Genomic DNA, 26,872 nt, shown 5'->3' with positions numbered 1-26,872 from the left:
CCGCTGGCGCGGCGGCCACACGGCCGACCGTGCCGCCGCCGCCGGCCGGCGCGGGCGGGAGCGGTGCGGCGATCGCCGTCGGCGGCGCGACCGGCGCGGGCTGGGCCGCGGCCTCGGCGACGTCGCCAGGCTGCTCGGACAGGAGCACGTAGCGGCGGGTCAGCTTCTGGTTGCACCCGACGCGCAGGTACACGGTGACATACGCCTCATCCACCGGCGCCGAGACGCGCACGCGCACCGCCACGGCATCGGTGCCGGGCGTGGTGCGCAGCTCGACCCGGCGGGGGGGGACCCGGGTCTCGCCATAGAAGACCTCAGCCTCCGGACACAGGTCGTTCGCCTCGGCGGCGCTGTCGAGGCCGATCTGCAGCCCCATATCGAGGGGGCGGCCGATGAGCGCAACCCCCTGGGACCGGCCCAGGGTCAAAGCTGAACTGGCACCTGCAGCGACGAGGAGCATGGCTCCGGGCACCCAGCGCCTGAGGAATTTGGATCGCATGAGTCAATTCATTCTGGCAAGCCAGAGTTCAATGTAACACCTTGAAATACGTTTACGGATGGGGTTGCAGATCAATTCGCGCAGCGTCCAGCCCCGCCGCCCCCCCTGGACCGGCGCCCGGATAATCCACGGATGCACATTCAATTGAACACTGTAGGCGTGGTCGGCGCCGGGGCCATGGGCAGGGGCATCGCCCAGCTGATTGCCCAGGCTGGCCTCGAGGTCCGGCTCTGTGATGCAGACCTCGCCACCGTGGCCTCGGCGCAACAGCTGCTGGCCGAGCAATGGGCCCGGATGGCCGTCAAGGGCCAGATCACGGCCGAGCAGGCCCAGGCCTTCGCCGACCGGGTCCGCCCCAGCGAACTGGCCAGCCTGGCCGACTGCGGCCTGGTGATCGAAGCCATCGTCGAACGGATGGAAGCCAAGCAGCAGCTGTTCAGCCAGCTCGAAGCCGTGGTCGGCCCGGACACCGTGCTGGCCAGCAATACCTCCTCGCTGTCGATCACGGCGCTGGCCGCCGGCCTGCAGCGCCCGGGGCGCGTCGCCGGCCTGCACTTCTTCAACCCGGTGCCGCTGATGAAGCTGGTGGAGGTGGTCGGCGGCGAGCGCACCGACGCCGGCATCTGCGAGGCCCTGGTCGCGTGGGTACGCACCCTGGGCCACCAGCCGGTGCGGGCGCAGGACACGCCGGGCTTCATCGTCAACCACGCCGGACGGGCCTTCAGCACCGAGGCGCTGCGCATCGTCGCCGAAGGCGTGGCCGACTACGCCACGGTGGACCGCATCCTGCGCGACCAGGCCGGCTTCCGCCTCGGCCCGTTCGAGCTGATGGACCTGACCGGCCTGGATGTCTCGCACCCGGTGATGGAATCCATCTACCGCCAGTACCACGAGGAGCCGCGCCTGCGGCCTGGGGACACCACGGCCCGCCGCGTCGCCGCCGGCCTGCTGGGGCGCAAGACCGGCCAGGGCTTCTACACCTATGCGGACGGCAAGCCGCAGGTGCCGCCCGAGCAGCCCGTGCCGGCCGTCGCGGAAATCCCGCCGGTATGGGTATCGACCCGCGCCGCGCGCCGCGCCGAGCTGTACCAGCTGCTCAAGGACCTGGGCGCCCGCATCGAGACCGGCCAGTCGCCCTCCCCCCAGGCGCTGACCCTGGTCGCGCCCCTGGGCTTCGACGTCACCACCGTGGCCGTCGTCGAGCGGCTCGACCCGGCGCGCACCGTCGGCATCGATTTCCTCATCGAGGACGCCGCCACCCGCCGCCGCGTGCTGGCCACGAACCCCGCCACCCGCCCCGATATGCGCGACGCCGCCCACGCCCTGTTCGCCCGTGACGGCAAGGCCGTGAGCGTGATCCGCGACTCCGGTGGCTTCGTGACCCAGCGCGTGCTGGCCTGCATCGTCAACCTCGCCAGCGACATCTGCCAGCAGCGCATCTGCTCGCCCGCCGACCTGGAGACCGCGGTCACCCTGGGCCTGGGCTACCCGCAGGGCCCGCTGGCCATGGGCAACCGCTGGGGCCCCGCCAGCATGCTCGAGGTGCTGTTCAACATGCAGACCGTCTACGGCGATCCGCGCTACCGCCCCAGCCCCTGGCTGCGCCGGCGCGGCGCGATCGGGCTGTCGCTGCTGCAGGAGGAGAACTGAGCATGCCGGCCGAACTGCGAAGCACCAGCGAGGGCCGCACCATGGTGCTGACCCTGAGCAACCCCGAGCACCGCAACGCCATGGGACCGGAGATCTACGCCGCGGGCATCGAGGCCCTGGGCGTGGCCGAATCGGCCGCCGAGGTGCGCAGCGTGGTCATCACCGGCGCGGGCGCGCATTTCAGCGGCGGCGGGCAGCTGCAGCGCCTCCAGGCCACGCGCCGCCTGCCGGCGGACGAACAGACCGAGGGCATCGACGGCCTGCACACCTGGATCGAGGCGATCCGCACCTTCCCCAAGCCGGTGATCGCCGCCGTCGAGGGCGCCTGCGCCGGTGGCGCCTTTTCCCTGGCCCTGGCCTGCGACTTCGTGGTCGCGGCCGAGGACGCGGTCTTCGTCATGGCCCACACCCACATCGGCCTGTCCTGCGACGGCGGCGCGAGCTGGAGCCTGATGCGGTCGCTGCCCCGGCAGGTGGCCGCCGAGCTGCTCATGGCGGGCGAGCGCTTCGACGCGCAGCGCCTGCACACCCTGGGCGTGGTCAACCGCGTCACCGCGCCCGGCGCGGCCTTCGACCAGGCCCTGCAACTGGCCGAGCGCCTCAACGCCAAGGCGCCCAACGCGCTGGCCAGCTTCAAGGAGCTGATGAACGAGGCCACCGAGAACAGCCTGCCGCAGCAGCTGGCGCGCGAGCGCCACCACTTCGTGAAGAACCTGAACCACGCGAACGCCGGCCTCGGCATCGAGGCCATGCTCGCACGCACCCGGCCCGCGTTCGAGTGAGCGAGTAGCCAAGGGGACAACCCCGAGCGCCGGCACGGGTCACGGACGTGACAATGCACGCAGAGACAAGTCACTGACAAGACAGAACATGGACGACCCGATTCTTACGATCGAAGAACGCGAGGCGATCAATGGCGGACGCTGGTTCTCCTCGCTTTCGCCCTCGCTGCGACACGACATTCTTCGATGCGCCTACGTCAAACGCTACAAGGACGGCGACCTCATCGCCGCGCGCGGCGACCCGCCGGAGGAATGGCTGGCCTGCGCCAAGGGCGCGGTGCGCGTGAGTTCCACCTCGGTGTCGGGCAAGCAGATCACCTTCACCTACGTGGAGCCGGGCATCTGGTTCGGCGACGTGGCCATCTTCGACGGCGACCGCCGCACCCACGATGTCTACGCCCATGGCGACACCACCACGCTGTGCGTGGCCCGGGCCGACTTCAAGAAGATCCTGTCGCAGCACGCCGAGATGTACGAGGCCATGCTGCGGCTGCACGCACGCCGCATCCGCCAGCTGTTCGGCCTGGTCGAGGACCTCAACACCCTGCCCCTGCGCGCGCGCCTGGCCAAGCAGTTGATCCACCTGGTGCGCAGCTACGGCACGCCCTCGCTGGCCGATGCCGGCGCGATCCGCATCGGCCTGCAGCTGGCGCAGGAGGAACTGGCGCAGCTGCTCGGCGCCTCGCGCCAGCGCGTGAACCAGGAACTCAAGGCGATGGAGCGCGAGGGCGTGATCCGCATCGAGCCGGGCGGCATCGTGGTCCGCAGCCGCGAGGGCCTGCTGGGCATCGTCAGCGCCGAGAGCGAACGGGCCTGAGCCGGCGGCGAGCGCGCCCGCGCCTGCGGGCGCCGGCCCGGGCCTGGGCGCAGGGCGACTGAATCCATCCACCAAGGCCGACCGCGAGGACCTGCCCATGGACTTCTCCTACTCCCCCCGCACCCAGGAACTGCAGGCCCGCCTGCTGCGGTTCATGGACGACCACATCTACCCGGCCGAGGCCGCCTTCGCCGCGGAGCTCGCCGCCAACACCGCGGCGGGCCGGCGATGGACGCCGCTGGCGCTGGTGGAGGACCTCAAGGCCAAGGCCCGCGCCGCCGGCCTGTGGAACCTGTGGCTGCCGCAGGACACCGCCGAGGCCGCCGGGGTCGAGGGCGCTGGCCTGACCAACCAGGAGTACGCGCCGCTGGCCGAGACCATGGGCCGCGTGCCCTGGGCGCCCGAGGTGTTCAACTGCAATGCGCCGGACACCGGCAACATGGAGACGCTGGCCCGCTACGGCAGCGAGGCGCACCGCCGGCAGTGGCTGGCGCCGCTGCTGGACGGCCGGATCCGCTCCGCCTTCGCGATGACCGAGCCCGAGGTGGCCTCGTCGGATGCGACCAACATCGCCACCCGCATCGAGCGCGTGGGCGACGAGTACGTGGTCAACGGCCGCAAGTGGTGGATCTCGGGCGCGGCCGACCCGCGCTGCGCGATCTTCATCGTCATGGGCAAGACCGACCCGGACGCGCCGCGCCACCAGCAGCAAAGCATGGTGCTGGTGCCGGCGGACACGCCGGGCATCCGCATCGTGCGGCCGCTCAACGTACTGGGCTACGACGACGCGCCCCATGGCCATGTGGAAATGTTCTTCGAGGACGTGCGCGTGCCGGCCGCCAACCTCCTGCTCGGCGAGGGCCGCGGCTTCGAGATCGCGCAGGGCCGGCTCGGCCCGGGCCGCATCCACCACTGCATGCGGCTGATCGGCCTGGCCGAGCGCGCGCTGGAGTTCATGTGCAGGCGCGCGGCGTCGCGCACCGCCTTCGGCAAGACCCTGGCGCAGCAGACCGTCACCCAGGAGCGCATCGCCGAGGCCCGCTGCCGCATCGACATGGCGCGCCTGCTCACGCTCAGGACCGCCTGGCTGATGGACGTGGCCGGCAACAAGGCCGCCAAGGCCGAGATCGCGATGATCAAGGTGGTGGCGCCGAGCATGGCCTGCCAGGTGATCGACTGGGCCATGCAGGTCCATGGCGGCGGCGGCATGTGCGACGACTTCCCGCTGGCCTACGCCTACTCGCAGGCGCGCTGGCTGCGTTTCGCCGACGGCCCGGACGAGGTTCACCGCAACGCCATCGCGAAATCCGAACTCGCCCGGTGGGCAATGCCCGCGCGCTAAAGTCGCCGACATGATCGACGTCTACTCCTGGCCCACGCCCAACGGGCACAAGATCCACATCATGCTGGAGGAGTGCGGCCTCCCCTACCGCGCGATCCCGGTGAACATCGGCAAGGGCGAGCAGTTCGAGCCGGCCTTCCTGAAGATCAGCCCGAACAACAAGATCCCCGCCATCGTCGACCCGCAGGGGCCGGACGGCCGCGCGATCTCGCTGTTCGAGTCGGGCGCGATCCTCGTCTACCTGGCCTCCAAGACCGGCCGCTTCCTGCCGCAGGGCGACCGCGAGCGCTTCGAGGTGCTGCAGTGGCTGATGTTCCAGATGGGAGGCGTGGGCCCGATGCTGGGGCAGGCCCACCACTTCCGGCTCTACGCGCCCGAGAAGATCGCCTACGCCATCGACCGCTACACCAACGAGGCCCGGCGCCTGTACGGCGTCATCGACAAGCGCCTGGCGCAATCGCGCTACCTGGGCGGCAGCGAGTACTCGATCGCCGACATCGCCACCTTCCCCTGGCTGCGCAGCTGGCAGAACCAGGGCGTGGTGATGTCCGACTACCCCCACCTGCACAAGTGGTTCGACGAGATCGCCGCGCGCCCCGCGGTGCAGCGCGGCGTGCAGGTGCTGGCCGACCTGCGCAAGCCGCTGACCGACGACAAGGCGCGCAGCGCCCTGTTCGGGCAGCAGCAGTACGAGAAGCGCTGAGCGGCCTCGGCGAACGGCCGGATCGGCCCGCCGCGTCAACCCGCCGCGTCAACCCGCCGCGTCAATCCGCCGCGTCAACCCGCCGCCGCAGCGCCCCGGCGAAGGCCAGGCCCACCAGCGGCAGCAGCAGCACCGGCGCCGCCAGCATCGCGGCGTGGCCCAGGTGGTCGAACGCGTAGCCGGCCAGCGTCACCCCTACTGCCTGCCCGAAGAACAGGCTGAACGCGAACAGGCTCACCGCCGTGCCGCGCGCCGTCGGCGCCATCTGCGTGGCATGGGTCTGCAGCGTGTTGTGGAACAGGTAGGTGCCGAAGCCCACCACCAGCGCCGCGGGCGCCGCCGTCCACACCACCGGGGACAGCAGCCAGGCCAGGTAGCCGCCCCCCATCAGCCAGCCGCCGACGGTGACCATGCGGCGCTCGCCCAGTCGCTGCACGATGCGGCGCGCCAGCACCGTGTACAGCAGCCCGCCCGCCGCATACAGCGCCACCAGCCCCGAGGCCAGCGCCAGCCCCAGGCCGAAGCGCTGGTGCAGCATCGCCGGGATGAAGGCCAGCGGCCCGAGCAGCAGCACGCCCTCGGCCCAGCAGGCGCCCAGCACCCGCCAGGTCCAGGGCTCGCCGACCACCGCACGCAGCTGGCGGCCGAACACGCCCAGCCCGGTCGATGCCGGCGGCGGCACCGGCAGCCGGCGCAGGCGCCACAGCAGCACCAGGCCGACCCCGCCGTAGCCCACGGCCATCATGCCGAAGGCGCCGCGCCAGCCCGCCGCCATTTCGGCGAACAGGCCGCCGGCGAGCTGCCCCGCGACCATGCCGGAAAGCGTGCCCGAAAGCAGCTTCGCCAGCGTCGGCTGGCGCTCCTCGTAGGGCACGGCGTCGCCGATCCAGGCCATGGCCAGCGGCACCACGCCCGCGGCCATCATCCCCCAGCCCACGCGGGCGTCGACCAGCCGCTCGAAGCTCGGCGCCAGGGCCGCCAGCAGCGACATCACGCAGCACCCGAGCAGCGCCAGGCACACCATGCGGGCCTTGCCGAAGCGGTCCCCCAGCGGCCCGAACAGCAGTTGCACCGCGCTGTAGGCCAGCGAGAAGGCGATCACCACCTGGCCGGCCTGGCCTGCGGAGATCGAGAAGTCCCCCGCCAGGCGGGGCAGCAGGCCGTCGCACAGGCGCAGCGCGATGCCGCTGAAGAAGGTGCCGATGGCGAGCAGGCGGACGGCGGTCTGGAGGTCGGCAGGCGACAGGGTGGCGGACGGGGGTGGGGTCACGGGTTCGGGCGTCGGGGGAGCGCCCGACTGTAAACCCGCCGCGCGCCCGGGTGCCGGGCGGCATCGGCCAGGCGCACCACCTCCTGGTGCGCCATCCGCAGCTGCAGCTCGAGGCGGGCCACCTGCGCCTCCAGCGCCGGCACCCGCGTGGCGCGCTCGGCGAACCGGGCGCGGTCATCGCCGCAGGCCTCGAGCTCGCGGTGCAGGCGCTCGGCGGCCTGCTGCAGCCGCAGCAGGTCCTGGCGGGCCTGCAGCAGTTCGGTGTCCTGCAGGCGCAGGCGCTCGGCCTGGGTGGCCACCTCCACGTCGAGCCCGGCGCGCCCGTGGGCCACGGCGGCCTCGAGCAGGTCGTGCAGGCGCACCCGCAGGAAGACGGCGGCCAGCAGGGCCCCGACGGCCAGGCCGGCGACGGCCACGACGATGTCCCACACCATGCTGATCCCCCGTGCGTTGCGACCCGGGAAATATGGATGATTTCGACCTACACCTCAAGGCGGCCGCCGCGGTAACACCCCGTAGTCAATTCGGCCCGCCGCCGCGCCTCGCGCGGCGCGCCGCGGTGTTACGTTCATTCCCACCACGCGCCCCGGCTGCCCGGGCCGTGCGGACCGGAACACGCACGATGCTTGCCCCTCCCGTGCCCGAGGACGAGGCGCGGCGCCTGGAGCGCCTGCGCCGACTGGGCCTGCTCGACACCGGCGCCGAGGCGGTGCTGGACTCCTTCACCGACCTGGCCGCGAGCGTCACCGGCATGCCCATCGCGCTGATCTCGCTGGTCGACAGCGACCGCCAGTGGTTCAAGTCGGCGCGCGGCCTGCCCCAGGGCGGGCAGACCCCGCGCGAGGTCTCCTTCTGCGGCCATGCCGTCGCCGCCGGCGACGAGCTGTTCGAGGTGGAGGACGCCACGTGCGACCCGCGCTTCCAGGACAACCCGATCGTCACCGGCGCGCTGCGCGTGGTCCATTACGCCGGCGTTCCCCTGGTGATGCCGGGCGGCGAGCGCATCGGCACCCTGTGCGTGATCGACGACCACCCCGGCCGCCTCGACCCGCGCACCGCCCGCATCCTCACGCAGATCGCGCGCAGCGTCGTCAGCGTGCTGCTGCTTCGCGAGAGCGAGCGCAACCTCGAGGCGCGCCTGCGGGCCGAGGAGGCGCTGCGCGAGTCGCAGGCGCGCTACAAGGCCATCGCCGACGAACTCGCGCAGTCGCACCGGCGCAAGGACGAATTCCTGGCCATGCTGGCCCACGAGCTGCGCAACCCGCTGGCCCCGATCGCCACGGCGGCGCAGCTGCTGCGCCTGGCGACGCACGACCCGGCGCGGGTGCTCAAGTCCAGCGAGCTGATCGGCCGCCAGGTGGCGCACATGACCGAACTGGTGGACGACCTGCTGGATGTCTCGCGGGTCACGCGCGGCCTGGTCCACATCGAGCATGAGTCGGTGGACCTGCAGCAGGTGGTGCACGACGCCCTGGAGCAGACGCGCCCGCAGATCGAGGCGCGCGGCCACGCGGTGGACCTGCGCGTCGAGGCCGCGGGGGTCCATGTGCGCGGCGACCGCGTGCGGCTGGTGCAGGTACTGGCCAACCTGTTGAACAACGCCGCCAAGTACACGCCGGACGGCGGCTACATCACCGTGGTGCTACGCGCCGATGCGCACAGCGCGCAGCTGGCGGTGCGCGACGACGGCAGCGGCATCGACGCCGACCTGCTGCCCCATGTCTTCGAGCTGTTCACCCAGGCCCGGCGCACGCCCGACCGGGCGCAGGGCGGGCTCGGGGTCGGCCTCGCGCTGGTCAAGAGCCTGGTGGAACTGCACGACGGCCAGGTCCGCGCCACCAGCGCGGGACGGGGCCAGGGCAGCGAGTTCACCGTCATCCTGCCCCGCCAGGAGCCGGCCGCAGCCGGCGACGCCGGCGAGGCCGGCGCGCCGGCGGCCGCGCCGCCGCGCGCGCTGCGCATCATGGTGGTCGACGACAACGCCGACGCCGCGGAGCTCCTGGGCGCCTGGCTGGAGACCCTGGGCCACCAGGTCAGGGTCATGACCGAGCCGGGCGCGGCGCTGGAGGCCGCGCGGCGCGACCCGGCCCAGGTCTACGTCCTGGACATCGGCCTGCCCGGCATGGACGGCTACGAACTCGCCCGGCACCTGCGCGCCGACCCGCGCACGCGCCGCGCCACCCTGATCGCCCTGACCGGCTACGGCCAGGCCCAGGACATGCTGCGCTCGCGCGAATCGGGCTTCGACCACCACTTCGTCAAGCCGGCCGACCCGCAGCGCCTGGCGGCGGTGATGGACGCCCTCGCCGCCAACGCCGAGAGCGCGCAGCAGTCGCAGGCGGCGTGGGCGGCGCGCGAGGCGTCCACGCAACAGCAGGACCCGCCGGGGAAGGCCGCCGAAAGGTCCGTGTAACCAAGGCGGCTACGATCATCGGCTTGCAGGAGACAACCGATGACCCCATGGCTCGCTGACGACCGCGGCGCGACACGCTGGCTCGTGCTCGTCGGCGTGGCGCTGGTCACGCTGGGCTACTTCGTCGCCGAGGTCGTGGGGGAACGGCACCAGCAGGCGCAGGCCTATGCCCGCGGCGTCGGTGTGACGCGCGAGGCGCTGCACGCCGGGGACCTCGTGCACCAGCTGCAGGCCGAGCGCGGCCTGACCGGGGGTTACCTCGCCTCGCGCGCGGCCCCTGCGGCGACCGAGGCGCTGGCCCGCCAGCGCCCGCTCACCGACGCCGCCCTGGACACCTACCGCGCCCTGGCGGATGCCGAGGACGCCGGGCCGAACAAGGCCCTGGAGGCCCTGGCCCGCGGCTTGGCCGAACAGCGTTCGCGCGTGGACGCCCTGGCCCTGGAGCCGCCCGCCGCGGCGGGCTGGTACACGGCGCGGGTGGAGGCCCTCGCCGCCGAGGTCTTGCAGCTCGCGCGCTTCGCGCCCGACGCCGATGCCAGCCGCCAGATCGCCAGCTACTTCTACCTCGTCTCCGCCAAGGAGCACTACGGGCGCGAGCGTGGCCTGGTCAACGCGGTCCTGGGCAGCGGCAAGCCCCTGGGCGAACAGGGGCTGCGCAACCTGCAGGCCATCACCGTGCGGCAGGCCGCCTTCGAGGCCCTGCTGCGCGCCACCGCCGACCCGCCGGACATCGCGCTGTTCGACCAGGCCCTGCAGTCCAAGGAGTCGGCGGCGGTGGTGGACATGCGCAACGCCGTGACCGAGCTGGCGTCGCGCGGCGACTACCCGGTGCCCGCCGCCCAGTGGTGGGCGCAGGCCAGCGCGCGGATGGAGGCGGTCAAGCGGGTCGAGGACCGCATCGCCGCGCGCCTCCTGGCCTCGGCCCAGGCCCGGGCGGACGAGCGCCTGCGGGACTTCCGGCTCGCCGCGGTGCTGGGGCTGCTGGCCGCAGCCGCCAGCGCCGCGCTGGCCTGGCGGCTGGTGACAGGCCTGCCCGGGGCCGGGCAACGCCGTGCGGCCGCCCGGCGCGTCAGCGGGCCGGCGCCCGCAGCCACTGCAGCAGCTTCTCGCACAGCCCCTCCGGCTTGAAGGGCTTGGAGATGAAGTCGTCCATGCCGGCTTCCAGGCAGCGGATGCGGTCGTCATCGAACGCGTTCGCGGTGATGGCGATGATCACCGGCTGCTCCAGCCCCGGCAGGGCGCGGATCCGGCGGGTCGCGTCGGTGCCATCGAGCTCGGGCATCTGCATTTCCATCAGCACGATGTCATAGCCGCAGGCCTGAACCTTGGCCAGGGCCTGCCGGCCGTTCTCCGCCATCTCGACCTGCAGGCCCGCGTTGTCCAGCATGTAGCCGATGATTTCCCGGTTGATCGGCTCGTCGTCCACCACCAGCACCCTGCGCCCCGGGAAATCACGGGCCAGGGCGACCTCGGCGCCTTCCGGCGCCGGCAGCGGGGGCAGCACCTTCGCCTCGACACCCTTGCCCAGGCGGCACGTGAGCCAGAAGGTACTGCCCTGGCCCAGGGTGCTGGTGACCCCGGTCTCGCCTCCCATCAGCTGCGCGATGCGCTTGGTGATCGCCAGGCCCAGCCCGGTGCCGTGGTACTTGCGGCTGGTGCGGCTGTCGCCCTGCTCGAAGGCCTCGAAGATCCGCCCCTGCTGTTCGGCCGTCATGCCGATGCCGGTGTCCGCCACCTCGAAGCGCAGGAGGTAATCGGTGGCGGTTTCCTCCTCCTTCGTGCAGCGCAGCGTGAGGCGGCCCCTCTCGGTGAACTTGACGGCATTGCCCAGGAAGTTGACCAGCGCCTGCTCGAGGCGGGTCTTGTCGCCCCGCAGCAGGAGACCGGGCTGGCTGCACACGGTCATCTGCTCCAGGCCCTTGTCCTTGGCGCGCTCGCCGATCAGCGCCCAGGTATCGCGGATCAGGTCGGCCAGCAGGAAGTCCTCGGCCGCCATCTCGATCTTGCCGGCCTCGATCTTGGAGAAGTCGAGGATGTCGTTGATCAGGGACAGCAGGTGTTCGCCGGAGGTCTGGATCACGCCGAGGAAATCCTGCTGCCGGCGGTCCAGGGGCGTTCGCGCCAGCAGGCTGGCCATGCCGAGGATGCCGTGCATGGGCGTGCGGATCTCGTGGCTCATCGTGGCCAGGAATGCGCTCTTGGCCTGGTTGGCGGCCTCGGCGGTGGCCTTGGCCGCCTCGAGTGCCTGGTTGGTCGTCTTGAGCAGGGCGCTCGCCGCTGCCACCTCGCGGGAGCGCTCGAAGATCTCGGCCTCCATCCGCGCGGTCTGGTCGCTCAGGGCCGCGTGGCTGCGGCGCTGCTCCTGCCCCCGCTGTTTGAGCAGGATGAACTCGGTGACATCCTCGGCCTTGTGGATGATGTAGCGCACCTGCCCGTCGTCCCCCAGCACCGGGGCGTTGATCACGGACCAATACCGTTCCTCGAACCCGCCGCCCTCCTCCGCCGGCTTGCGCACGTCGTATTTCTGCACCGCCATCGTGTCCGCGGCCGCGGACTGCAGCACGCGGGCCAGCGAGGCATGGAGGTTGCGCTGGCCATCGGCCTGCGCATCGTCGGGGTTGTCGGGGAAGACCTCGAACATGCTCTTGCCGAGCATGTCCTCGCGGCGGGTCATGGTGGAACGGTTGTAGGCATCGCTCACCTCGATGATCGTCAGCCCCGAATCCATGACCACGAAGAGGCCAGGCAGCCCCTTAACAATCGCGCGGTAGTCCATATCTCAGCACTATTTCACCGGACGCAAGCGTGCGGCAAGGGGGAATCCACGGCATTGACGTGCATCAAGCCGTCACAGGGGCAAGGCTCGTGCAAACGATGTCACGGCATTCGGCACCGGGCCCCCACAGGCCCCTGCCGACCGCACTCAGGACGACACCTCGCCGGTGCTACGCATCGCCTGCGCCAGCGCGAGGTTCCCCTGCCCCTCGAGGCCGCGGATGGCGCCTGCGCGGTCCCGCGCCTCGTGGTGCTGGCTCAGCTTGCGCTTGCCCTCCAGGCGGGTGATGCGCACCTCCAGCCCCACGATCTGGCCCAGTTGCGCGGCCAGGTAGTCGGCGGGGGCGTCCCCCATCTTCCAAGGCGCCGGCTGGCCGGCCTCGTGCTGGCGGGTCAGGCGGGCCACCACGCCGCGGACGAAGCGCTCGTCATCGTGGACATGGATCGTCCCGTGGGCATGGACCACCTCGTAATTCCAGGTGGGCACGCGCCGGTGGGTCTCCTGCTTGCCGGGGTACCAGTTCGGCGAGACATAGCCCTGGGCGCCGCGGAACGCCACGAGCACCTGCGCGCCCTCGCCCACCTCGCGCCACACCGGATTCGCGCGCGCCACATGCGCCAGCAGCACCCCATGCGGTCCGGTGTCCGCGTCCAGCAGCAGCGGCAGGTGGTTGGCGTCGAGGCCGGCGGCGGTATGCGTCACCAGCATGCCCAGGGGGTGGGCGGCGATGATCCGGTGGAGTTCTTCCACACGGGGCTCGGCGAAATGCGGGGGCAGGTACATGCGACGGCGTGTGTCGATGATCTGGCCTGCCCGGAGGGAATCGAACCCCCGACCATTCGCTTAGAAGGCGAATGCTCTATCCAACTGAGCTACGGGCAGGTGGATGCGGGCGCGATTGTCGCATCTTCGAGGGTCAGAACCCGACCGACTCCCGCCCCTTGAGCCGCAGCATGTCCCGCGCCTCGGCGGGCGTGGCCACCGCCAGCCCCAGGCCCTCCAGGATGCCGCGCACGCGGCGCACCTGGTCGGCGTTGCTGCGCGCGAGCTGGCCGGGGCCGTCCCACAGCGAATCCTCCAGGCCCACGCGCACATGGCCGCCCTGCGCCGCCGACGTGGCGGCCACGTTCATCTGCGCCCGGCCCGCGCCCAGCACCGACCACACGTAGTCCTTGCCGAAGAGGCGGTCGGCGGTGCGCTTCATGTGCGCCACGTCGTCCGGGTGGCTGCCGATGCCGCCCAGGATGCCGAACACGGTCTGCACGAACAGCGGCGGCGTCGCCAGCTTGCGGTCCAGGAAGTGCGCCAGGTTGTACAGGTGCGCGGTGTCGTAGCACTCGAACTCGAAGCGCGTGCCGTTGCCGGTGCCGCGCGCCAGCACGTACTCGATGTCGGCGAAGGTGTTCTTGAACACCGTGTCGCGCGTGCGCTCCAGGAACTCCGGCTCCCAGGCGTGCTTGAACTGTCCCTGCCAGCGATCGAGCATCGGGTACAGGCCGAAGTTCATCGAGCCCATGTTCAGCGAGGCCACCTCGGGCGCCAGCTGCAGCGCGGGCTGGAAGCGCTCCTGCACCGTCATGGTCGGCGCGCCGCCGGTGGTCAGGTTGATCACCGCATCGCTGCGCGCCTTGATGTCGCCGACGAAGGCGCGGAAGGCGTCGGGGGACTGGTCGGGGCGGCCGTCCGCCGGATGGCGCGCGTGCAGGTGCACGATCGCCGCGCCCGCCTCGGCCGCGCCGACGGCGGCGTCGGCGATCTCCTGCGCGGTGACCGGCAGGTGCGGCGACATGGAGGGCGTGTGGATGGAGCCGGTGACGGCGCAGGTGATGATGACCTTGCGGGTGCTTGCCATGGTGTCCTTGTCCTCGTGGGAAGTGAGTCAGCGGCCGCCGGCCACGTCGATGATGGCGCCGTGCACGTACGAGGCGCCGTCGCCCGCCAGCCAGAGCGCGGCCTCGGCCACCTCGGCGGCGGTACCGGCACGGCCCAGGGGCACGGCGGTGCGCGCCATCTCCTGCATCTGCCCGATGCCGCCATGCACGTTGTGGATCTCGGTGGCGATCAGCCCCGGTCGCAGCGCGTTCACCCGGATGCCCTCCGGACCCAGCTCCTTGGCCAGGGCCAGGTTGAAGGTGTCGATCGCGCCCTTGGTGCCGGCATACGCCGTGCCGCCGGCCAGCCCGCCCAGGCGCGAGGCCACGGACGACATGTTCACGATCACCCCGCCGGCCCCGCCCCGGCTGCGGGCCATGCGCCGGGCCGCCTCGCCCGCGCAGTAGTAATGGCTGAAGACGTTGGCCGCATAAACGTCGGCCAGGTTGTGTTCGTCCAGCTCGGTGATGCGAAAGCTCGCCAGCACGCCGGCGTTGTTCACCAGCGCGTCGAGCCGGCCGAACTGCGCGTCCACCTGCGCGAACAGGCGGCGCACCTCGGGCAGCTTGCCCACGTCGGCCTGCAGCGCGACGGCCTCGCCGCCGGCTTCGCGAATGCGCGCCACCACCGACTGCGCCGCCGCCTCGTTGCTCAGGTAGTTCACCCCCACCCGCCAGCCCTGGCGGGCGGCGAGCAGCGCGATCTCCGCGCCGATGCCCCGGCTCGCGCCGGTGACCAGCATCACTTTCGTGTCGTTCGCTCCCATGGGTCCGCTCACTCCGGCTGCACGTTGGCTTCCTTGGCCAGGCGGACCCACTTGGTCACCTCGCTGGCCATGAACGCCTTGAGCTGGTCGGGGCCCATCGGCATGGGCTGCAGGCCGATGCCGGCCAGGCGGTCCTTCACCTCGGCCTGGCGCAGGGCCTGGGCCACCGCGCCATTGAGCTTCTCGGCCACGTCGCGCGGCAGGCTGGCCGGGCCGGCGATGGCGAACCAGGCGGTGATGTCGAAACCGGGCAGCGACTCGGCCAGCGCCGGCCAGTCGGGCGTGAGCGTGGAGCGCTGGGGCGAGGTCACGCCCAGCGCGCGCATCTTGCCGCCCTTGGCCTGGGCCATGGAGTTGCCGAGGTCCACGAAGGTGAAATCGACCACGCCGGCCAGCACGTCGTTCACCGCCAGCGGGATGCCCTTGTACGGCACCAGCTGCGCGTCGGTCTTCGCCAGCTTGTTCAGGACGGCGATGCTGACCTGGGAGCTCGAGGAGCCGAAGCCCGCGCTGACCTTGCCCGGGCGCGCGCGCAGGTAGGCCAGGAACTCGGCGAGGTTCTTCGCGGGGTGCTCGGTCTTGACCATCAGGGCCAGCGTGGTCTCGCCCACGCCCGCCACCGCGGCGAGGTCCTTCACCGGGTCATAGGGCATGGACTTGAGCAGGGCCACGTTGGAGGCCAGCGCCGAGTTGGAGGAGAACAGCAGCGTGTAGCCGTCGGGGGCGGCGCGCACCACCTCCATCGCGGCGATGGAGCCGCCCGCGCCGGGCTTGTTCTCCACCACGAAGCCCTGCCCCAGCGTCGCGCCGAGCTGCTGCGCCATCACGCGGGCGGCCAGGTCGGTGGCGCTGCCGGCCGGGAACGGCACGATCATCTTGACCGGGCGCGCGGGCCAGGCCTGGGCGAAGGCCGGCGCGGCGCCGGCGGCGAGGGCCGCGCCGAGCGCGAGGGCCTGGAGGAAGTGGCGGGTTTTCATGGGGTGTCTCCGGTTCGTTCTGGTGTGGTTCTGGGGGCGGGCTCAGGGCCGCGTGACGGTCATCGCCAGCAGGTGGAACGATAGCGCCTTGCCGTGCATGTCGAGGTTGAGGGAATCGTTGACGCCGCCATCGAGCACGTCGTCCAGCACGAAGTTGATCGCGCCCAGGTTCGGCAGCAGGAAGCGGCGCACGCGGGTGGGGTGGCGCGCGGCGAAGTGCGCGGCCACCCGCTCGCAGGTGACCTGCTCGGCCAGCAACGGGTAGTCCTCGGGCCGGTAGGCGATGAGGCTGATGTTCACGTGGTTGCCCTTGTCGCCGGTGCGGGCGTGGGCCAGGTCGTAGAGGGCGGTGGCGGTCATGGGGTCGTCGCGATCGTGGCGGTGATGGCGGTCATGGCGTCGCGGTCATGCCGCTGCGTCGTGGAAGCGCCAGCTCGCCGGGGCGAGCTCGCGCGGCACCAGGCAGGCCTGGTTGGACAGGCGCTGGCGCTTGGCGGTGCGCACGCCGCCGCCGCCGGCGGGACCGCCGGTCCACAGGGCCATCACGTCGCGCAGCAGCCAGTCGATCTCGGCCACATCGTCGTGGCGGCCGGCCACGCGCAGGCGCAGGTCGGTGGAGGCGCCGGGCGGCAGCGCGCCGAGCATCTGGCCGGCGTCGTCGGCATGGATGGACAGCACCCCGATCAGGTCGAAGCGCAGGGGCATGCGGGCGCCGTTGCGCCTGCGGACCACGTCCATCGCGAGGCGGGCGCGGGCCTCGGCGTTCGGACCGGCGTAGGAGATCTCGGCCTCGCCGAACCAGCCGCCGTCGAAATAGGCCAGTGCCTTGAGCGTGGCGGTGCGCGGGTGGCCGCGCACGCCGGCCAGGCGAACCCGGTCGGGACCGGCCTGGGTGACGGTGGCGGCGGTGATGTCGGCCACCACGTCGGGCGTGATGTAGGCCGCCGGGTCGTGCACCTCGTAAAGCAGCTGCTCCTTCACCGTCTGCTCGCTGACCAGGCCGCCGGTGCGGGCGGCCTTGGTGACGGTGCAGCTGCCGTCGGCCTCGATCTCGGCAATCGGAAAGCCCACGTCGTGCAGGCCCGGCACCTCCTTGCGGCCCGGGTCGGCGAAATAGCCGCCCGTGACCTGGGCGCCGCACTCCAGCAGGTGGCCGGCCATGGTGGCGCCAGCCAGGGCGTCCCAGTCGTCCTCGCGCCAGCCGTAATGGGCCATGGCCGGGCCCACGGTGAGCGAGGGATCGGCCACGCGGCCGGTGACCACCACCTGCGCGCCGGCGCGGATCGCCTGGGCGATCTCGGCGGCGCCCTGGTAGGCGTTGGCGCAGACGAAGCGCGCCTCGTCGAAGGCTCCCAGGTGCTGGCGCACCACGCCGCGCCCGCGCTCGTCGGACAGGTCGTCGCCGGTGACCACCGCGATGCGCGGCACCGGCAGGCCCAGCTCCCGGGCCAGGCCGGCGATGGCCGCGGCCGCGCCGGGCGGGTTGGCCGCGCCGAAGTTGCCGACGATGGTGATGCCGTGCGCCAGGCAGTCCGCCAGCACCGGCCGCAGCTGCGCGAGCAGCAGCGGCTCGTAGCCCAGGTGCGGGCTGGCCCGGCGCGTGAGCTGCTGGTGGGCCAGCGTGCGCTCGGCCAGGTTCTCGAAGATCAGCGCGGCGGGGCCGCCGCGCTCGACCAGGGTGCGCACCACGGGGGGCGCGGCATCGGTGCGGTCGCCGGAAAAGCCGGCACCGCAGCCTACGGCCAGTGTCTTCACTCCACGTTTCCTCGTTGTTGTCTCCGGCGCCGACTGTGCGGCCGCCCTCCATGAAAGTAAACTGGATTTATTCGACTGACCATGCTGTTTTTCTGATGAATCTTTCCGGCCGCCTCGTCGACGCCTTCCTCGCCCTGGAGGACACCCGGCGCTTCGCCCTGGCCGCCGAGCGCTGCCACGTCTCGCCCTCGGCCTTCAGCCAGATGATCAGCCGGCTCGAGGAGCAGGTCGGCGCGCGCCTGTTCGACCGCGACACGCGCAACGTCTCGCTCACGCCGGAGGGCGAGGTCTTCGCCGCCGGCGCCCGGCGCATCGCCGGCGAGATGCGCGCCACGCTGGAGGCGCTGCGCGGCCGGGCCGCGGTGCGGTCCGGCCGCGTGGCGGTGGCCGGCCCGCCCTCGCTGGCCGCGGACTGGCTGCCCGAGCGCATGGCGGCCTTCCGGGCCAGGCACCCGGACATCGTGCTGCGGCTGCACGACGTGGTCTCCGACCGCTGCCTGGACCTGGTCGCCCGCGGCGAGGTGGACTTCGGCATCAACGCCATCCCCGGCAACCCGCTGGAGTTCGAGGCCTGCCACCTGTTCGACGAGCCGAGCTACGTGATCTGCCGCGAGGACGACCCGCTCGCCGGCCGCCGCAGCCTGGGCCTGCGCGACCTGCGCCAGCGGCCCTTCATCCACACCGTTCGCAGCGGCAGCGTGTGGCAGCAGTTGCAGGCCATCGTGCAGGCGGCGCAGGTCACCGACACCGGGCTGGAGGTGAACCAGCTCGGCTCGCTGGGCGGGCTGGTGAAGGCGGGCTTCGGCATCAGCATCGTCCCGCAGTTCGCGTTGCAGCTGTGCAAGCGCGAGGGCGTCGCCGCGGTGCGGCTCAACGTGCCCCAGGCCAGCCGGCCGATCTATGCCGTGCGCCGTCGCGGGCGCAGCCTCTCGGTCGCGGCGCAGGCCTTCTGGGACATGCTCACCGCCCGCGAGGCCGCCCCCCGGCTCGGCCGCCACCGGAAATGAAAAGGCCCGCCGGGTGGGCCGGCGGGCCTGGCAAGGTGAAGCTGGTCGGAGCGATAGGATTCGAACCTACGACCCTCTGGTCCCAAACCAGCCGCAGAAATCAATTAAATCAACGGCTTAGGCCCTCTTTCATGTAAACACGGAAGAGCAAAAAGCGGAATTTCTCAGAGGGGAAATTCTGGTGTTTACAAGTTTCTCCGCTGCGATTCCGGGCAAGCGAACACACCTCCCGACCAGGCCATCGACCAGGCCATCGACCAGGCCAGGCCACCCCGCCATCCCCTCAATTCCCCCGCGTTCTAGTCGGCCTTTGCATCTTGTCGTTTACCGTTACCGGTAACGGCAATATGATTCGCTCATCAACAACGCAACCGGAGAAACAAATGGCCCGCACCACCACCCGCACCGCTAACCGCTTCGCCCTCGGCTCCGGCGTCTTTACCTGCCGCTCCTGCGACCGCAAGACCCGCGACACTGGCGGCGATAACACCGACATTCGCCTGTGCGATGAGTGCTACGAACTGTCCAGCCAGGAGAACAGCCTCTCCGATTCCCGCAAGCTGTACGGCAACCCGCAGGGCGTGAAGGCGACGATGGATGACCTCGACGCCAAGATCGGCGCAGGCCGCGCCCGCCAACTGTTCCCCGAAGTGGCCGAAGCCGTGGATGCCGCCCTCGCCCCGGCCAAGACCGCCGAAGCGCCCGCCCAGGTTGTCCCCGCCCAGGTTGTCCCCGCCGCCCAGGCCGCGCCCTCCGAAATCCGCATCGCCCTGCATACCCCGGCTGGCGATGTTGTGACCAGCTACCCCGCCTCGATGGAAGCCCAGGCCCAGGTGATGGTGGTTGCCTACCTGTCCGCAGGGAAGCATTTCAGCGTGAGCCGCGCCTAACCGGATCAACCAGGCCCGGAGCAATCCGGGCAGTCCAGACAAACAACAGGAGTCGAAGCAATGAACACCACCACCGAGAAGCCCCGCCGCATCGAGGTTGCCGAACTGGTCGAAATCCCCGGCCTCGGCAACCTCCCGATTCAATGGGTCGATGGCGTCCTCTGCGGCATCAACGATCAAATCTGCTACCGCAATGACTTCGTGCAAGTCGAAGGCGGTGCCTGGCAAATCCGCCGCGACTGAAAACCAGCAACAGGAGTTAAGACAATGCACCTCGACCCCCGCATCGGCTATCTGAGTAACGGCCAGTATTACGCCTTCGTCAACGGCAACGGATGGGGCAAGGAACCCTTTTACGGGACGCTGGAGGAAGTCGAAATCGCGCTAGGGCTGCGTCAGCCTTCCGCCCCGGCAGCGGTGCCCGCAGCGCCCGCGATTGAGCAGGTTCCCGCCCTGGTTGTCAGAAGCCGCGCCAGGAAGCCCGCCACGCGCCGCAAGCCTCGCAATCTGGTGTGCCGCGAATATCGGGCGATGGTTACCTGCCCTGGCGGATCGAGGGACTATTACCGCGTCCTGGCATTCAACAAGACCGAGGCCCGCAAGCTGGTTCGCCGCCAGTACAGGGAAGACACCCCATCCCCTCGATATGGCTTCTACAGTTTTGAGCAATGCCGCCTTGAATGGATCGAGGATTGAGCGCCACGAATAGCCCTCCGTTTTGGTGGGCTTTTTTTATTGCTTGCTTCGTTACCGGTAACGGGACTATGATGAATCCATCGACAACGCAAACGGAGCAAGAAATGCACTTCATGACCCAATACGAAGAACACCTCCGCGACAGCGCCCCGGATAACAGCCGCTGGGATGGCTTCGACCGTGGCGACACTGGCCGCGAGGACTTCGACTACCCCGACCAGGGCGAACGAGTCATCGGGCGCATGACCAGCGAGGCCGGTAAGCGCGTGGTGATCGTTGAGCAATATTGCGATGAATTTCGCAATTACGAAGTGCGCGTCAACGGCAATTGCGTTTTCGGAGACTGCGAAGAACGCGCCCAGGCCGTGAAGGTCGCCCGCTGGTGGCTTAACGGCTGTCACGCATAACGAACCACGCGCCCGGAGGAATCCGGGCATTCACAACCCAAACGGAGAACGAACCATGACACAGCAGCAAACCGGGGAATCGCCCTCCCTGATCGACCGATGGGAAGGCCGCTTATTAGTGGCGCGGCCTGCCGCCGCGACAACCCGACCCGACTAACCCGAAGCCCGGAGAGAATTCCGGGCGGTCCAGACAATCACAACCGGAGCCACATATGCCCTTTTTCCAATTCGCCAGCCAGGCCAGCGGCGCAAGCCTCGGCATCTACGAAGGCAGCACCGCGCAAGACGCTTACCGCGCCATGCTGGAAGACGCCGGAGAGCCGACCGACACCCAGGCCGACGCCGACCTAGTGACTACCGAAGTCACGCGCCTGGCCGACGCCAGCGACCGGCAAGACCTCAAGGCGCGACTCTTGGCATTGCTCGGCAGCAGCGCCGACGCCCAGGACGCCGACCACGCATACCGGACGCTCGACGGCTTCGGCCTGGTGCAGGAAGTACAGGACCGCTATGTCGCCTTCCTGCCTGCCGGGAAGAACCTGGCCGACTTCGTGGGGTGATCCATGAGCAAAGCAAAGTTCACGCGGGGACCGTGGGAGATTGGGCTTGTGGTCAACGAGGAAACGCCCTCGACGCACATCCTTTCCCAGCATGACCACTACGACGACGACGACAAGCCGGTCCTAAATGGTGGCTGCGACGTTGCTCTGTGCTTCGGATCGGACCAGGCCGCTAATGCGAGATTGATCGCAGCAGCGCCGGAACTGCTTTCCGCCCTGGCTAATTTGCTAGCCGATGCGACCGCCCTCGGGATCGAGGACAGCCCATATTCCGGCGCGGTGGCGGAAGCCCGCGCCGCCATCGCCAAAGCCACAGGAGCCAGCCATTGACCGACCAGACGATTAAAGCCCGTCAGCAAGCCCTACGCGACCGCCGCGCCCGCCTCGGCCTGGTGCGCGTAGAGGTGTGGATTCCCGCAAGCGAAGCCGACCGACTGAGGAAGTACGCCCAGCGCATCAATAGCGCCGCCGAGAAGGCGCGGAACGAGCAGCCGAAGGGGTAGCCCTACCCCTAGCCCTTCGCGGCCCGTAGCGCGTCCCAGGCGAAGCCGAGATTAGCGATTGCGTAGCACACGAAGGCCGCACCCATCCCCCAGCGGTCGGCCTTGCCGTAGTCATAGGCCACCCAGGCATAAATGGCGGCGGTCACCGCCAGAAGCTGCGGACTCATGCCAGCATTTCCGGCACTACGGTATTGCGGGCGACCTCGCCATGCTCGGCATGGTAGGTAATGGCGCGGACCTGGCGCTCGGCAATCCACCCTCCCCTGGCCGCGTAGGCATCGCGGGCCGCTAGCGTGGGGTGCTGCACCACCACCATGCCGGAATGCTCTTTTTCCTCGATGTGGTGCCTATGGCCCGTGTGCGCGTAACGCTTCGTGGTCGCGCCCCACACTTGCGGGAACTGCGCCGCGAACAGCAGCGGCAACCCGTCATTCTTTTTCAGGTGCCCATGATGGAAGCCCAGCATGGTCCGCCCGTGCTGGTGTACGTAGTAGGGCAATTCGGAGTCAATCACCTGTACTCTCGGCTCATGCTCATAGAGCGCCCGGAACATCACGCGCAGCCACACAGAAGAGGCCATATCGTGATTGCCCTCGGCCAGCAGCACCACAACCCGGCGATGCTTTTCGAGCGCCATAGCGATGATTCGGCGCAGCACCCGAACCGCCGTAGAAACCACCTTGGAGAATCGGCCATCCTGATCCAGCACATGGCCCGATGTAGGCGTGACCGGCAGCAGTCCATCGCTATGCAGGAAGTCGCCTAGCTGCGCGACTACGCCAGTGGTCGCGGCGGGCGATGCCCGGACCATTTGCTCGAAACAGCCAATCAGGCTTTTCTCGGCAATCGCCAAATCCCAATCAGCGCCGCCCTCGCGGTGCCAGGCCAAAGCGCCCACATGGCAATCCGTGAGCGTGTAGAGGGTCAATAGGTGATCCTCAGTCACCGGCACCGGCAGAGTGGGGGCAATGCGAGGCACATCCTCGGCCATCGCTTCGTAAGCCTCCCGAATAGCCCGCTCTCGCGCTGCATCATCGGCGGCGCTCTTGACCCATTGCCCGCGAGGCTTGCCCTCTTGATCGTAGTAGGTCGAAACGCCCTTCACGCGGAAGCCCTCGGGGACCGTGCGAGTCATATCGTGATCGGGCGAGTACCCCCGGCTAGCTGCCCTGCGCTTGAGGCGGTCCATCGCGCCGCTAAAAACGCTCTTGGAGACTCCTAGCGCCTTCGCTGCGGCCCTATGCGTACCGTGCGACTCCAGCGCCTCTAGAAGCTCCAATTCGCGCACAGTGGCGAACGAAGTCAATTGCGGATCAATCATGCTTTCGCCCCGTATTGCTCTAGGAATTGGTGCAAGAGGTGGCCCTGAGAATCGACCTCTCTTTCGTCGTGGTCGTCCTGGCCCAGCGTGTAGCGGATCGCGTGGCCCAGTTCATGGCAAAAGGTCGCCGCCTTCACTTGCGCGGGCAGTCCCTGGCGCAGCCTGATCGTTGCCGTTTCAGCGGAGCAATGCCCCATTTCGCTAATCGCGTCGGATTCCTCGACGGTCCAGCGAATGCCCGCCAGGACGAAAGAGCGAGGGATTTTCATTTGCCGCCTAGCTGCATTTCTGCGGCGTATCGCTGCAAACCTGCCGCCGTTGCTGCCAGGCTTCGAGCGTATTCGTCCATCGCTGCAAGGTATCTGGCACATTCACCGGCGATTGAGGCAAAGGGGCCATTAGCTCCGCTGGCGGTGCCGGAATCCTCAGAGGCTCGACTTGCGGCGGCTTCGAAGTCGCGCAGCCGGTCAGACAGAGCGCGAGACAGAGCCACATTGCGGGCCTTTTGCTTTTGCAGTTCACGGTCTAGGGCCTCCACTTTTGCCGATAGGGTTTGCTCACGCTTGCGGGCCTCTTCGCTGGCTTTCAGCGCCTGCGCCGCTTGCTCGGCCAGGACAGCAGCGCCCCCCATGCGGTACACCTTCCAATGGCTTGCCATCAGCGCCACAAGGACAACCAGGGCGGCGACGGAGTAGGCGAATCGGCTCATGCTTCCCCCTTGCAAACTCGGCGCTCTGCCTCGCGCCGCTTGACCAGGCCAGGCAGCACCTTGCCGCCCGCACGATTCCACATCAGGAAGGCATCGCAGCCGCCCGCGTAGTCGCCCGCCTTCCAGCGCTTAACCACCGTAGAGCCGCAAAATGCGCCGGTCCCGATGTTGAAGGCCAGGGACACCGCCGCATCCCATTCGCGCTGTGCGAGGGGCACATCGGCCAGGCACCGACGAATCCCGGCCTCATGCTCCGCAACGTCATCACCCAGGCGGATCAAGGCGCGTTCAACAGTCGTCTTGTCGCCGCGCTTGACGCCAGAGGTAGACCCGAAGCCGATCGTTTGAACGCCGATGCCATCGTCGTAAGCCTCTGCACGAAAGCCCTCATGCACGGCCAGGCCGATCAAGGCAGAGGCCGACAGCGTGAGCGCCGCGACCGATCCCCGATTAATCGTCATACCGGCCTCGCGGCACCTTGCGGCCTAGCCAACGCTGCACCGTGCGGGTTTCGTAGATGCGGATGCAAAACCAAAAGATCGAAAGCAGGGTCGCAATGTGCGGGAGGATTTGCAGGAGTCCCGCGAGAGCCGTCCCAATGCTTACGGAGTCCATGACCGCCTTTGTTCCGTTACTCAAGTTGTCGAACCACTCTTTAAAGTGCGTCATGGTGAAAATGAAAAAGCCCGCACTAGGCGGGCTGTTGCAGGACTACAGGCCAGGATGGCGCTGCTAACGAACGCTCATCGGGCGCTACCGCGATATGTCTGCGGCAGTTGTAGACGCCGCTTTTCCGCGCAATACGCTGCGCGGCAATGATTCCTCTGCGCCCCTAGCGTGAGAACGAAGAAAAGCGCATCAATGACAGGCCGGAAGACCTGGCCGAAGATGCGCCCCTCTTGCTCGACGCGCCAGGCCGCAGAGGACAGGGTTTCATCCGGGAAGCCTGCGCCAAGCGTGACCACCACATAAGCCAACTGGTCAAGAGCAATCAGCAGGTTTAGGAAACGCTGGCCCAGGCTCATTACTGCAATGCCCCGGACAGGATGGCAGTGCGCCGCTCGGCAGTGACCAGGCCCTGCGCCACCAGATAGGAAAGCGCGTCTTGCGTCGATTGCAGGCCCAGGTCAACGTGGGTCAGGCGAGGGTCATCAACAATGTCGAAGAAATCATCAATGACCGGATCAGTAGCCCGCTCCAGTTTGATTGCCACGCGCTCTTGCGGAGTGAATAGCAATTTGAACTCGACCGGGGACACCTTCGCAAAGACAGGCGCAGCCGGAGGCTCGACCACAGGCGCGACAGGCGCGGGCTTCACAAGCTGGCCGTTAACCCAGCCGTCGCCGTTCTCGGCATCGTCGGGCACCTCAGTAGCGTAGTAAGCAGCAATGTCCGGGTGATAAAGCTCCGCAGGGTTGCCGGGGGCAATGTCGCGGATACGGTCGTTTTCAATCCATGCGAGTTTCATTTAGTAGCCCTCCGTCCACAGCAGAATAACGAGTCCACTTCCGCCAGGCCCGCTTGTGGAACCCGAGTAGGAAGGGGTGACACCACCACCGCCACCGCCGTAGCCACCTGCGCCGCCGCTGGAGCCAAGGGCCGATCCGCCACCGCCACCACCCACTCCGCCAGCGCCGCCAACGCCAGGGGCGGAGTTGCTGCCCGCGCCACCGCCGCCAGCGCCTGCGCCGCCATTGCCTGCGGCAGTAGCGCCGCCGGTGCAGTAGCAACCACCACCACCGCCGCCTGGAGCCCCTGATCCTGCGGAATAGCTACCCTGTGAAGCGCCGCCGCCACCGCCACCACTCAGAACAGACGGGTCAATAAAAACATCAGCAAGACTAAAACCCACAGTTGCAGAAGTTGACCCGTTACCGGCGGGTGCGGTCGAGGAACCCAGGCCACCGAAACCAAGGATTCCGTTTCCGCCGTTGCCCCCAGTTCCAGGCGCTGCCGCGCCGTTTTGAACGGTTGCGCCGCTGGCTGCGGTACCGCCGCCTCCCGTAACGCACTTGCCTGAGTTGATGTTGGTCGAGGCACCGCCTGGGTATCCGAATCCACCTCCACCCGTGTAGCCTCCGTCATTCGTGGTCGAGCTGGTGCAACTTCCGCCATGGCCGCTAGCCCATCCGCCGCCGCCAGTGATTTGCTGCCCAATGCCCGCCGCAGTCACTGCAACGTCGCCGCCATTGCCTCCAGCACCCGCAGGGCTGCCGGAAGCTCCGCCGCCAGTCACCATATAGCTGCCGTTGGAAGATCCGCTCTTGTTGCCACCGCGCCCGCCGGAATAGGACGTCGGATTTCGCAGGCTAGCCGAAACAGTCCCAGCGCCTCCCGCGCCGCCATTAAACGTCGAATTAGATGCTGCCGCCGAAGCGCCCCCGCCGCCGCCCGTCGCAGTAATCAGGGAGCCAATAGAAGAAGTACCGCCAGCATTACCCGCCGAAGCTGAGGAGACAGCCGCGCCGCCAGCGCCCACGGTAATTGTGGGCAGTAGCTGCCCAGGCACCACATCAATCGTCCCGGCAGCAAAGCCGCCCCCGCCGCCGCCAGTTGCGATTCCGCTTCCGTGATACGCGCCAGACCCGCCAGCGCCAACAACAATTGCGCGAATCTGAAAGACGTTTTGCGGGACTACGAAGTCGTTATAGGTTCCGGGCGTCGAGTAGACGCGGCGATTTGTCCATCGCGGAGGCTCAACGCGAGTCGGAGCGCTCGGAGGCAGCGGGTAGCCGTAAGCACCTTTATTCATCAGAAGTCACCCCCGAAAGCCGTCACGTTGAAAGTCTCCGCGTTATTCGTAGCAGCCCGCAGCGAGTAGCCAGTGGGGAGAATGATCGGGAGAACCTGGCTCATGCTGTTTGCGTTAAGCAGAGCCTCCCAGGCGGGAAGGGTTGCGCTCGGAGTGATAGCCACCACAGGAACCTCCGTCAGCAGATAGGCAGTGGTCCCGTTGTGAATGAACAGGCGCACCATGCCCGCAGTCGTCGTGCCGGTCGCCTTGAGGTCGATTGCATCAATACGCGAACCATTAGCGCCAGCCGTAAAGACCGTGCCAATCGTGCCGGTGCCATCGCGGGCAGTGTTCGCCGTGCTGATTTGCCCAATGCCGCATTTAGGCGTTGCGGCGTATGCCGGAGTAGAAGCCATTAGCTGT

The 26,872-nt window shown here is 69.0% G+C and carries 33 protein-coding genes, 1 tRNA gene and 1 pseudogene; 15 read left to right on the top strand and 20 right to left on the bottom strand.

Annotated elements, in window-relative coordinates; all coding sequences use genetic code 11:
- Positions 1–499, bottom strand: a pseudogene (locus ACFQZY_RS18725) (hypothetical protein); the annotation flags it as partial.
- 132 nt (positions 500–631) lie between these two features.
- Between ACFQZY_RS18725 and ACFQZY_RS18720 the strand changes: the two are divergent.
- The 5 genes from ACFQZY_RS18720 to ACFQZY_RS18700 all read left to right on the top strand — a co-directional run bounded on the left by ACFQZY_RS18720 (position 632) and on the right by ACFQZY_RS18700 (position 5,793).
- Positions 632–2,149 carry a 3-hydroxyacyl-CoA dehydrogenase gene (locus tag ACFQZY_RS18720; RefSeq protein WP_377418918.1) on the top strand — a complete coding sequence of 506 codons (1,518 nt, stop codon included), beginning with the start codon at positions 632–634 and terminating at the stop codon, positions 2,147–2,149.
- Positions 2,150–2,151: 2 nt separating this feature from the next.
- Positions 2,152–2,931, top strand: coding sequence for an oxepin-CoA hydrolase, alternative type (locus tag ACFQZY_RS18715; protein WP_377418914.1), 780 nt, complete (start codon positions 2,152–2,154; stop codon positions 2,929–2,931).
- An 88-nt stretch (positions 2,932–3,019) separates the two neighbouring features.
- Positions 3,020–3,748 carry a Crp/Fnr family transcriptional regulator gene (locus tag ACFQZY_RS18710; protein WP_377418911.1) on the top strand — a complete coding sequence of 243 codons (729 nt, stop codon included), beginning with the start codon at positions 3,020–3,022 and terminating at the stop codon, positions 3,746–3,748.
- Between the two features lie 97 nt (positions 3,749–3,845).
- Positions 3,846–5,090, top strand: coding sequence for an acyl-CoA dehydrogenase family protein (locus ACFQZY_RS18705; RefSeq protein WP_377418908.1), 1,245 nt, complete (start codon positions 3,846–3,848; stop codon positions 5,088–5,090).
- A gap of 10 nt (positions 5,091–5,100) precedes the next feature.
- Positions 5,101–5,793: a glutathione binding-like protein gene (locus ACFQZY_RS18700; RefSeq protein WP_377418905.1), complete on the top strand. Its 693-nt coding sequence runs from the start codon at positions 5,101–5,103 to the stop codon at positions 5,791–5,793.
- A gap of 61 nt (positions 5,794–5,854) precedes the next feature.
- Here ACFQZY_RS18700 and ACFQZY_RS18695 read toward each other — a convergent pair whose 3' ends face one another.
- Positions 5,855–7,063 carry an MFS transporter gene (locus tag ACFQZY_RS18695; RefSeq protein ID WP_377418902.1) on the bottom strand — a complete coding sequence of 403 codons (1,209 nt, stop codon included), beginning with the start codon at positions 7,061–7,063 and terminating at the stop codon, positions 5,855–5,857.
- Complete coding sequence (locus tag ACFQZY_RS18690) at positions 7,060–7,497, bottom strand: hypothetical protein (RefSeq protein ID WP_377418899.1); 438 nt, start codon at positions 7,495–7,497, stop codon at positions 7,060–7,062. The genes ACFQZY_RS18695 and ACFQZY_RS18690 overlap by 4 nt, the downstream gene beginning before the upstream one ends.
- A 188-nt stretch (positions 7,498–7,685) precedes the next feature.
- Between ACFQZY_RS18690 and ACFQZY_RS18685 the strand changes: the two genes are divergently transcribed.
- Both ACFQZY_RS18685 and ACFQZY_RS18680 read left to right on the top strand, forming a co-directional pair.
- Positions 7,686–9,476, top strand: coding sequence for an ATP-binding protein (locus ACFQZY_RS18685; RefSeq protein WP_377418896.1), 1,791 nt, complete (start codon positions 7,686–7,688; stop codon positions 9,474–9,476).
- A gap of 39 nt (positions 9,477–9,515) precedes the next feature.
- Positions 9,516–10,604, top strand: coding sequence for a nitrate- and nitrite sensing domain-containing protein (locus ACFQZY_RS18680; RefSeq protein WP_377418893.1), 1,089 nt, complete (start codon positions 9,516–9,518; stop codon positions 10,602–10,604).
- Here ACFQZY_RS18680 and ACFQZY_RS18675 read toward each other — a convergent pair.
- The 8 genes from ACFQZY_RS18675 to ACFQZY_RS18640 all read right to left on the bottom strand — a co-directional run bounded on the left by ACFQZY_RS18675 (position 10,546) and on the right by ACFQZY_RS18640 (position 17,622).
- Positions 10,546–12,252 (bottom strand): response regulator, encoded by a 1,707-nt coding sequence (locus tag ACFQZY_RS18675; RefSeq protein WP_377418890.1) that lies wholly within the window; start codon positions 12,250–12,252, stop codon positions 10,546–10,548. The genes ACFQZY_RS18680 and ACFQZY_RS18675 overlap by 59 nt on opposite strands.
- A 147-nt stretch (positions 12,253–12,399) precedes the next feature.
- Positions 12,400–13,035: an FMN-binding negative transcriptional regulator gene (locus ACFQZY_RS18670; RefSeq protein ID WP_377418887.1), complete on the bottom strand. Its 636-nt coding sequence runs from the start codon at positions 13,033–13,035 to the stop codon at positions 12,400–12,402.
- Positions 13,036–13,057: 22 nt separating this feature from the next.
- Positions 13,058–13,134, bottom strand: a tRNA-Arg gene (locus ACFQZY_RS18665).
- 34 nt (positions 13,135–13,168) lie between these two features.
- Complete coding sequence (locus ACFQZY_RS18660; RefSeq protein WP_377418884.1) at positions 13,169–14,104, bottom strand: 3-keto-5-aminohexanoate cleavage protein; 936 nt, start codon at positions 14,102–14,104, stop codon at positions 13,169–13,171.
- 27 nt (positions 14,105–14,131) lie between these two features.
- Positions 14,132–14,890 (bottom strand): SDR family oxidoreductase, encoded by a 759-nt coding sequence (locus tag ACFQZY_RS18655; protein WP_377418881.1) that lies wholly within the window; start codon positions 14,888–14,890, stop codon positions 14,132–14,134.
- An 8-nt stretch (positions 14,891–14,898) separates the two neighbouring features.
- Complete coding sequence (locus ACFQZY_RS18650; RefSeq protein ID WP_377418878.1) at positions 14,899–15,867, bottom strand: Bug family tripartite tricarboxylate transporter substrate binding protein; 969 nt, start codon at positions 15,865–15,867, stop codon at positions 14,899–14,901.
- 42 nt (positions 15,868–15,909) lie between these two features.
- Positions 15,910–16,227 (bottom strand): hypothetical protein, encoded by a 318-nt coding sequence (locus ACFQZY_RS18645; RefSeq protein WP_377418875.1) that lies wholly within the window; start codon positions 16,225–16,227, stop codon positions 15,910–15,912.
- A gap of 45 nt (positions 16,228–16,272) precedes the next feature.
- Positions 16,273–17,622, bottom strand: coding sequence for an acyclic terpene utilization AtuA family protein (locus tag ACFQZY_RS18640; protein WP_377418872.1), 1,350 nt, complete (start codon positions 17,620–17,622; stop codon positions 16,273–16,275).
- Positions 17,623–17,717: 95 nt separating this feature from the next.
- Here ACFQZY_RS18640 and ACFQZY_RS18635 point away from each other — a divergent pair, with 95 nt between their 5' ends.
- The 8 genes from ACFQZY_RS18635 to ACFQZY_RS18600 all read left to right on the top strand — a co-directional run bounded on the left by ACFQZY_RS18635 (position 17,718) and on the right by ACFQZY_RS18600 (position 21,685).
- Positions 17,718–18,629, top strand: a complete 912-nt coding sequence (locus ACFQZY_RS18635; RefSeq protein ID WP_377418870.1) for a LysR family transcriptional regulator — start codon at positions 17,718–17,720, stop codon at positions 18,627–18,629.
- Between the two features lie 383 nt (positions 18,630–19,012).
- Complete coding sequence (locus ACFQZY_RS18630) at positions 19,013–19,519, top strand: hypothetical protein (protein ID WP_377418866.1); 507 nt, start codon at positions 19,013–19,015, stop codon at positions 19,517–19,519.
- Between the two features lie 60 nt (positions 19,520–19,579).
- Positions 19,580–19,762 (top strand): hypothetical protein, encoded by a 183-nt coding sequence (locus ACFQZY_RS18625; RefSeq protein WP_377418863.1) that lies wholly within the window; start codon positions 19,580–19,582, stop codon positions 19,760–19,762.
- Between the two features lie 24 nt (positions 19,763–19,786).
- On the top strand, positions 19,787–20,215 hold the full coding sequence (locus tag ACFQZY_RS18620) for a hypothetical protein (RefSeq protein ID WP_377418860.1): 429 nt from the start codon (positions 19,787–19,789) through the stop codon (positions 20,213–20,215).
- Between the two features lie 113 nt (positions 20,216–20,328).
- Complete coding sequence (locus tag ACFQZY_RS18615; RefSeq protein ID WP_377418857.1) at positions 20,329–20,622, top strand: hypothetical protein; 294 nt, start codon at positions 20,329–20,331, stop codon at positions 20,620–20,622.
- A gap of 212 nt (positions 20,623–20,834) precedes the next feature.
- Positions 20,835–21,182, top strand: a complete 348-nt coding sequence (locus tag ACFQZY_RS18610; RefSeq protein ID WP_377418854.1) for a hypothetical protein — start codon at positions 20,835–20,837, stop codon at positions 21,180–21,182.
- 3 nt (positions 21,183–21,185) lie between these two features.
- Positions 21,186–21,512 (top strand): hypothetical protein, encoded by a 327-nt coding sequence (locus ACFQZY_RS18605; RefSeq protein ID WP_377418851.1) that lies wholly within the window; start codon positions 21,186–21,188, stop codon positions 21,510–21,512.
- Positions 21,509–21,685, top strand: a complete 177-nt coding sequence (locus ACFQZY_RS18600) for a hypothetical protein (protein WP_377418848.1) — start codon at positions 21,509–21,511, stop codon at positions 21,683–21,685. The genes ACFQZY_RS18605 and ACFQZY_RS18600 overlap by 4 nt, the downstream gene beginning before the upstream one ends.
- Positions 21,686–21,693: 8 nt before the next feature.
- On the opposite strand, the gene ACFQZY_RS18595 is transcribed toward ACFQZY_RS18600, so the two are convergent.
- The 9 genes from ACFQZY_RS18595 to ACFQZY_RS18555 all read right to left on the bottom strand — a co-directional run bounded on the left by ACFQZY_RS18595 (position 21,694) and on the right by ACFQZY_RS18555 (position 26,865).
- Positions 21,694–21,852, bottom strand: coding sequence for a hypothetical protein (locus ACFQZY_RS18595; protein WP_377418845.1), 159 nt, complete (start codon positions 21,850–21,852; stop codon positions 21,694–21,696).
- On the bottom strand, positions 21,849–23,006 hold the full coding sequence (locus tag ACFQZY_RS18590; RefSeq protein ID WP_377418843.1) for a hypothetical protein: 1,158 nt from the start codon (positions 23,004–23,006) through the stop codon (positions 21,849–21,851). Before ACFQZY_RS18590 ends, ACFQZY_RS18595 begins: the two co-directional genes overlap by 4 nt.
- On the bottom strand, positions 23,003–23,275 hold the full coding sequence (locus tag ACFQZY_RS18585; RefSeq protein ID WP_377418840.1) for a DUF6782 family putative metallopeptidase: 273 nt from the start codon (positions 23,273–23,275) through the stop codon (positions 23,003–23,005). The genes ACFQZY_RS18590 and ACFQZY_RS18585 overlap by 4 nt, the downstream gene beginning before the upstream one ends.
- On the bottom strand, positions 23,272–23,715 hold the full coding sequence (locus tag ACFQZY_RS18580) for a hypothetical protein (RefSeq protein WP_377418837.1): 444 nt from the start codon (positions 23,713–23,715) through the stop codon (positions 23,272–23,274). The genes ACFQZY_RS18585 and ACFQZY_RS18580 overlap by 4 nt, the downstream gene beginning before the upstream one ends.
- A complete protein-coding gene (locus ACFQZY_RS18575; RefSeq protein ID WP_377418834.1) occupies positions 23,712–24,176 on the bottom strand; it encodes a lysozyme in 465 nt (154 codons plus the stop codon). The genes ACFQZY_RS18580 and ACFQZY_RS18575 overlap by 4 nt, the downstream gene beginning before the upstream one ends.
- A gap of 282 nt (positions 24,177–24,458) precedes the next feature.
- Positions 24,459–24,740, bottom strand: a complete 282-nt coding sequence (locus ACFQZY_RS18570) for a hypothetical protein (RefSeq protein ID WP_377418831.1) — start codon at positions 24,738–24,740, stop codon at positions 24,459–24,461.
- Complete coding sequence (locus tag ACFQZY_RS18565) at positions 24,740–25,183, bottom strand: hypothetical protein (RefSeq protein ID WP_377418828.1); 444 nt, start codon at positions 25,181–25,183, stop codon at positions 24,740–24,742. Before ACFQZY_RS18565 ends, ACFQZY_RS18570 begins: the two co-directional genes overlap by 1 nt.
- Complete coding sequence (locus ACFQZY_RS18560) at positions 25,184–26,467, bottom strand: glycine-rich domain-containing protein (protein ID WP_377418826.1); 1,284 nt, start codon at positions 26,465–26,467, stop codon at positions 25,184–25,186. It abuts the gene before it with no gap.
- A complete protein-coding gene (locus ACFQZY_RS18555) occupies positions 26,467–26,865 on the bottom strand; it encodes a hypothetical protein (RefSeq protein ID WP_377418823.1) in 399 nt (132 codons plus the stop codon). Before ACFQZY_RS18555 ends, ACFQZY_RS18560 begins: the two co-directional genes overlap by 1 nt.
- Between the last annotated feature and the right edge of the window lie 7 nt (positions 26,866–26,872).

It is taken from the genome of Ramlibacter sp. GCM10027632, from assembly GCF_042675325.1.
Lineage (GTDB): Bacteria > Pseudomonadota > Gammaproteobacteria > Burkholderiales > Burkholderiaceae_C > Ramlibacter.
The sequence above is the reverse complement of the archived record's forward strand: the minus strand, read 5'-3'. Positions and strand labels throughout refer to the sequence as shown.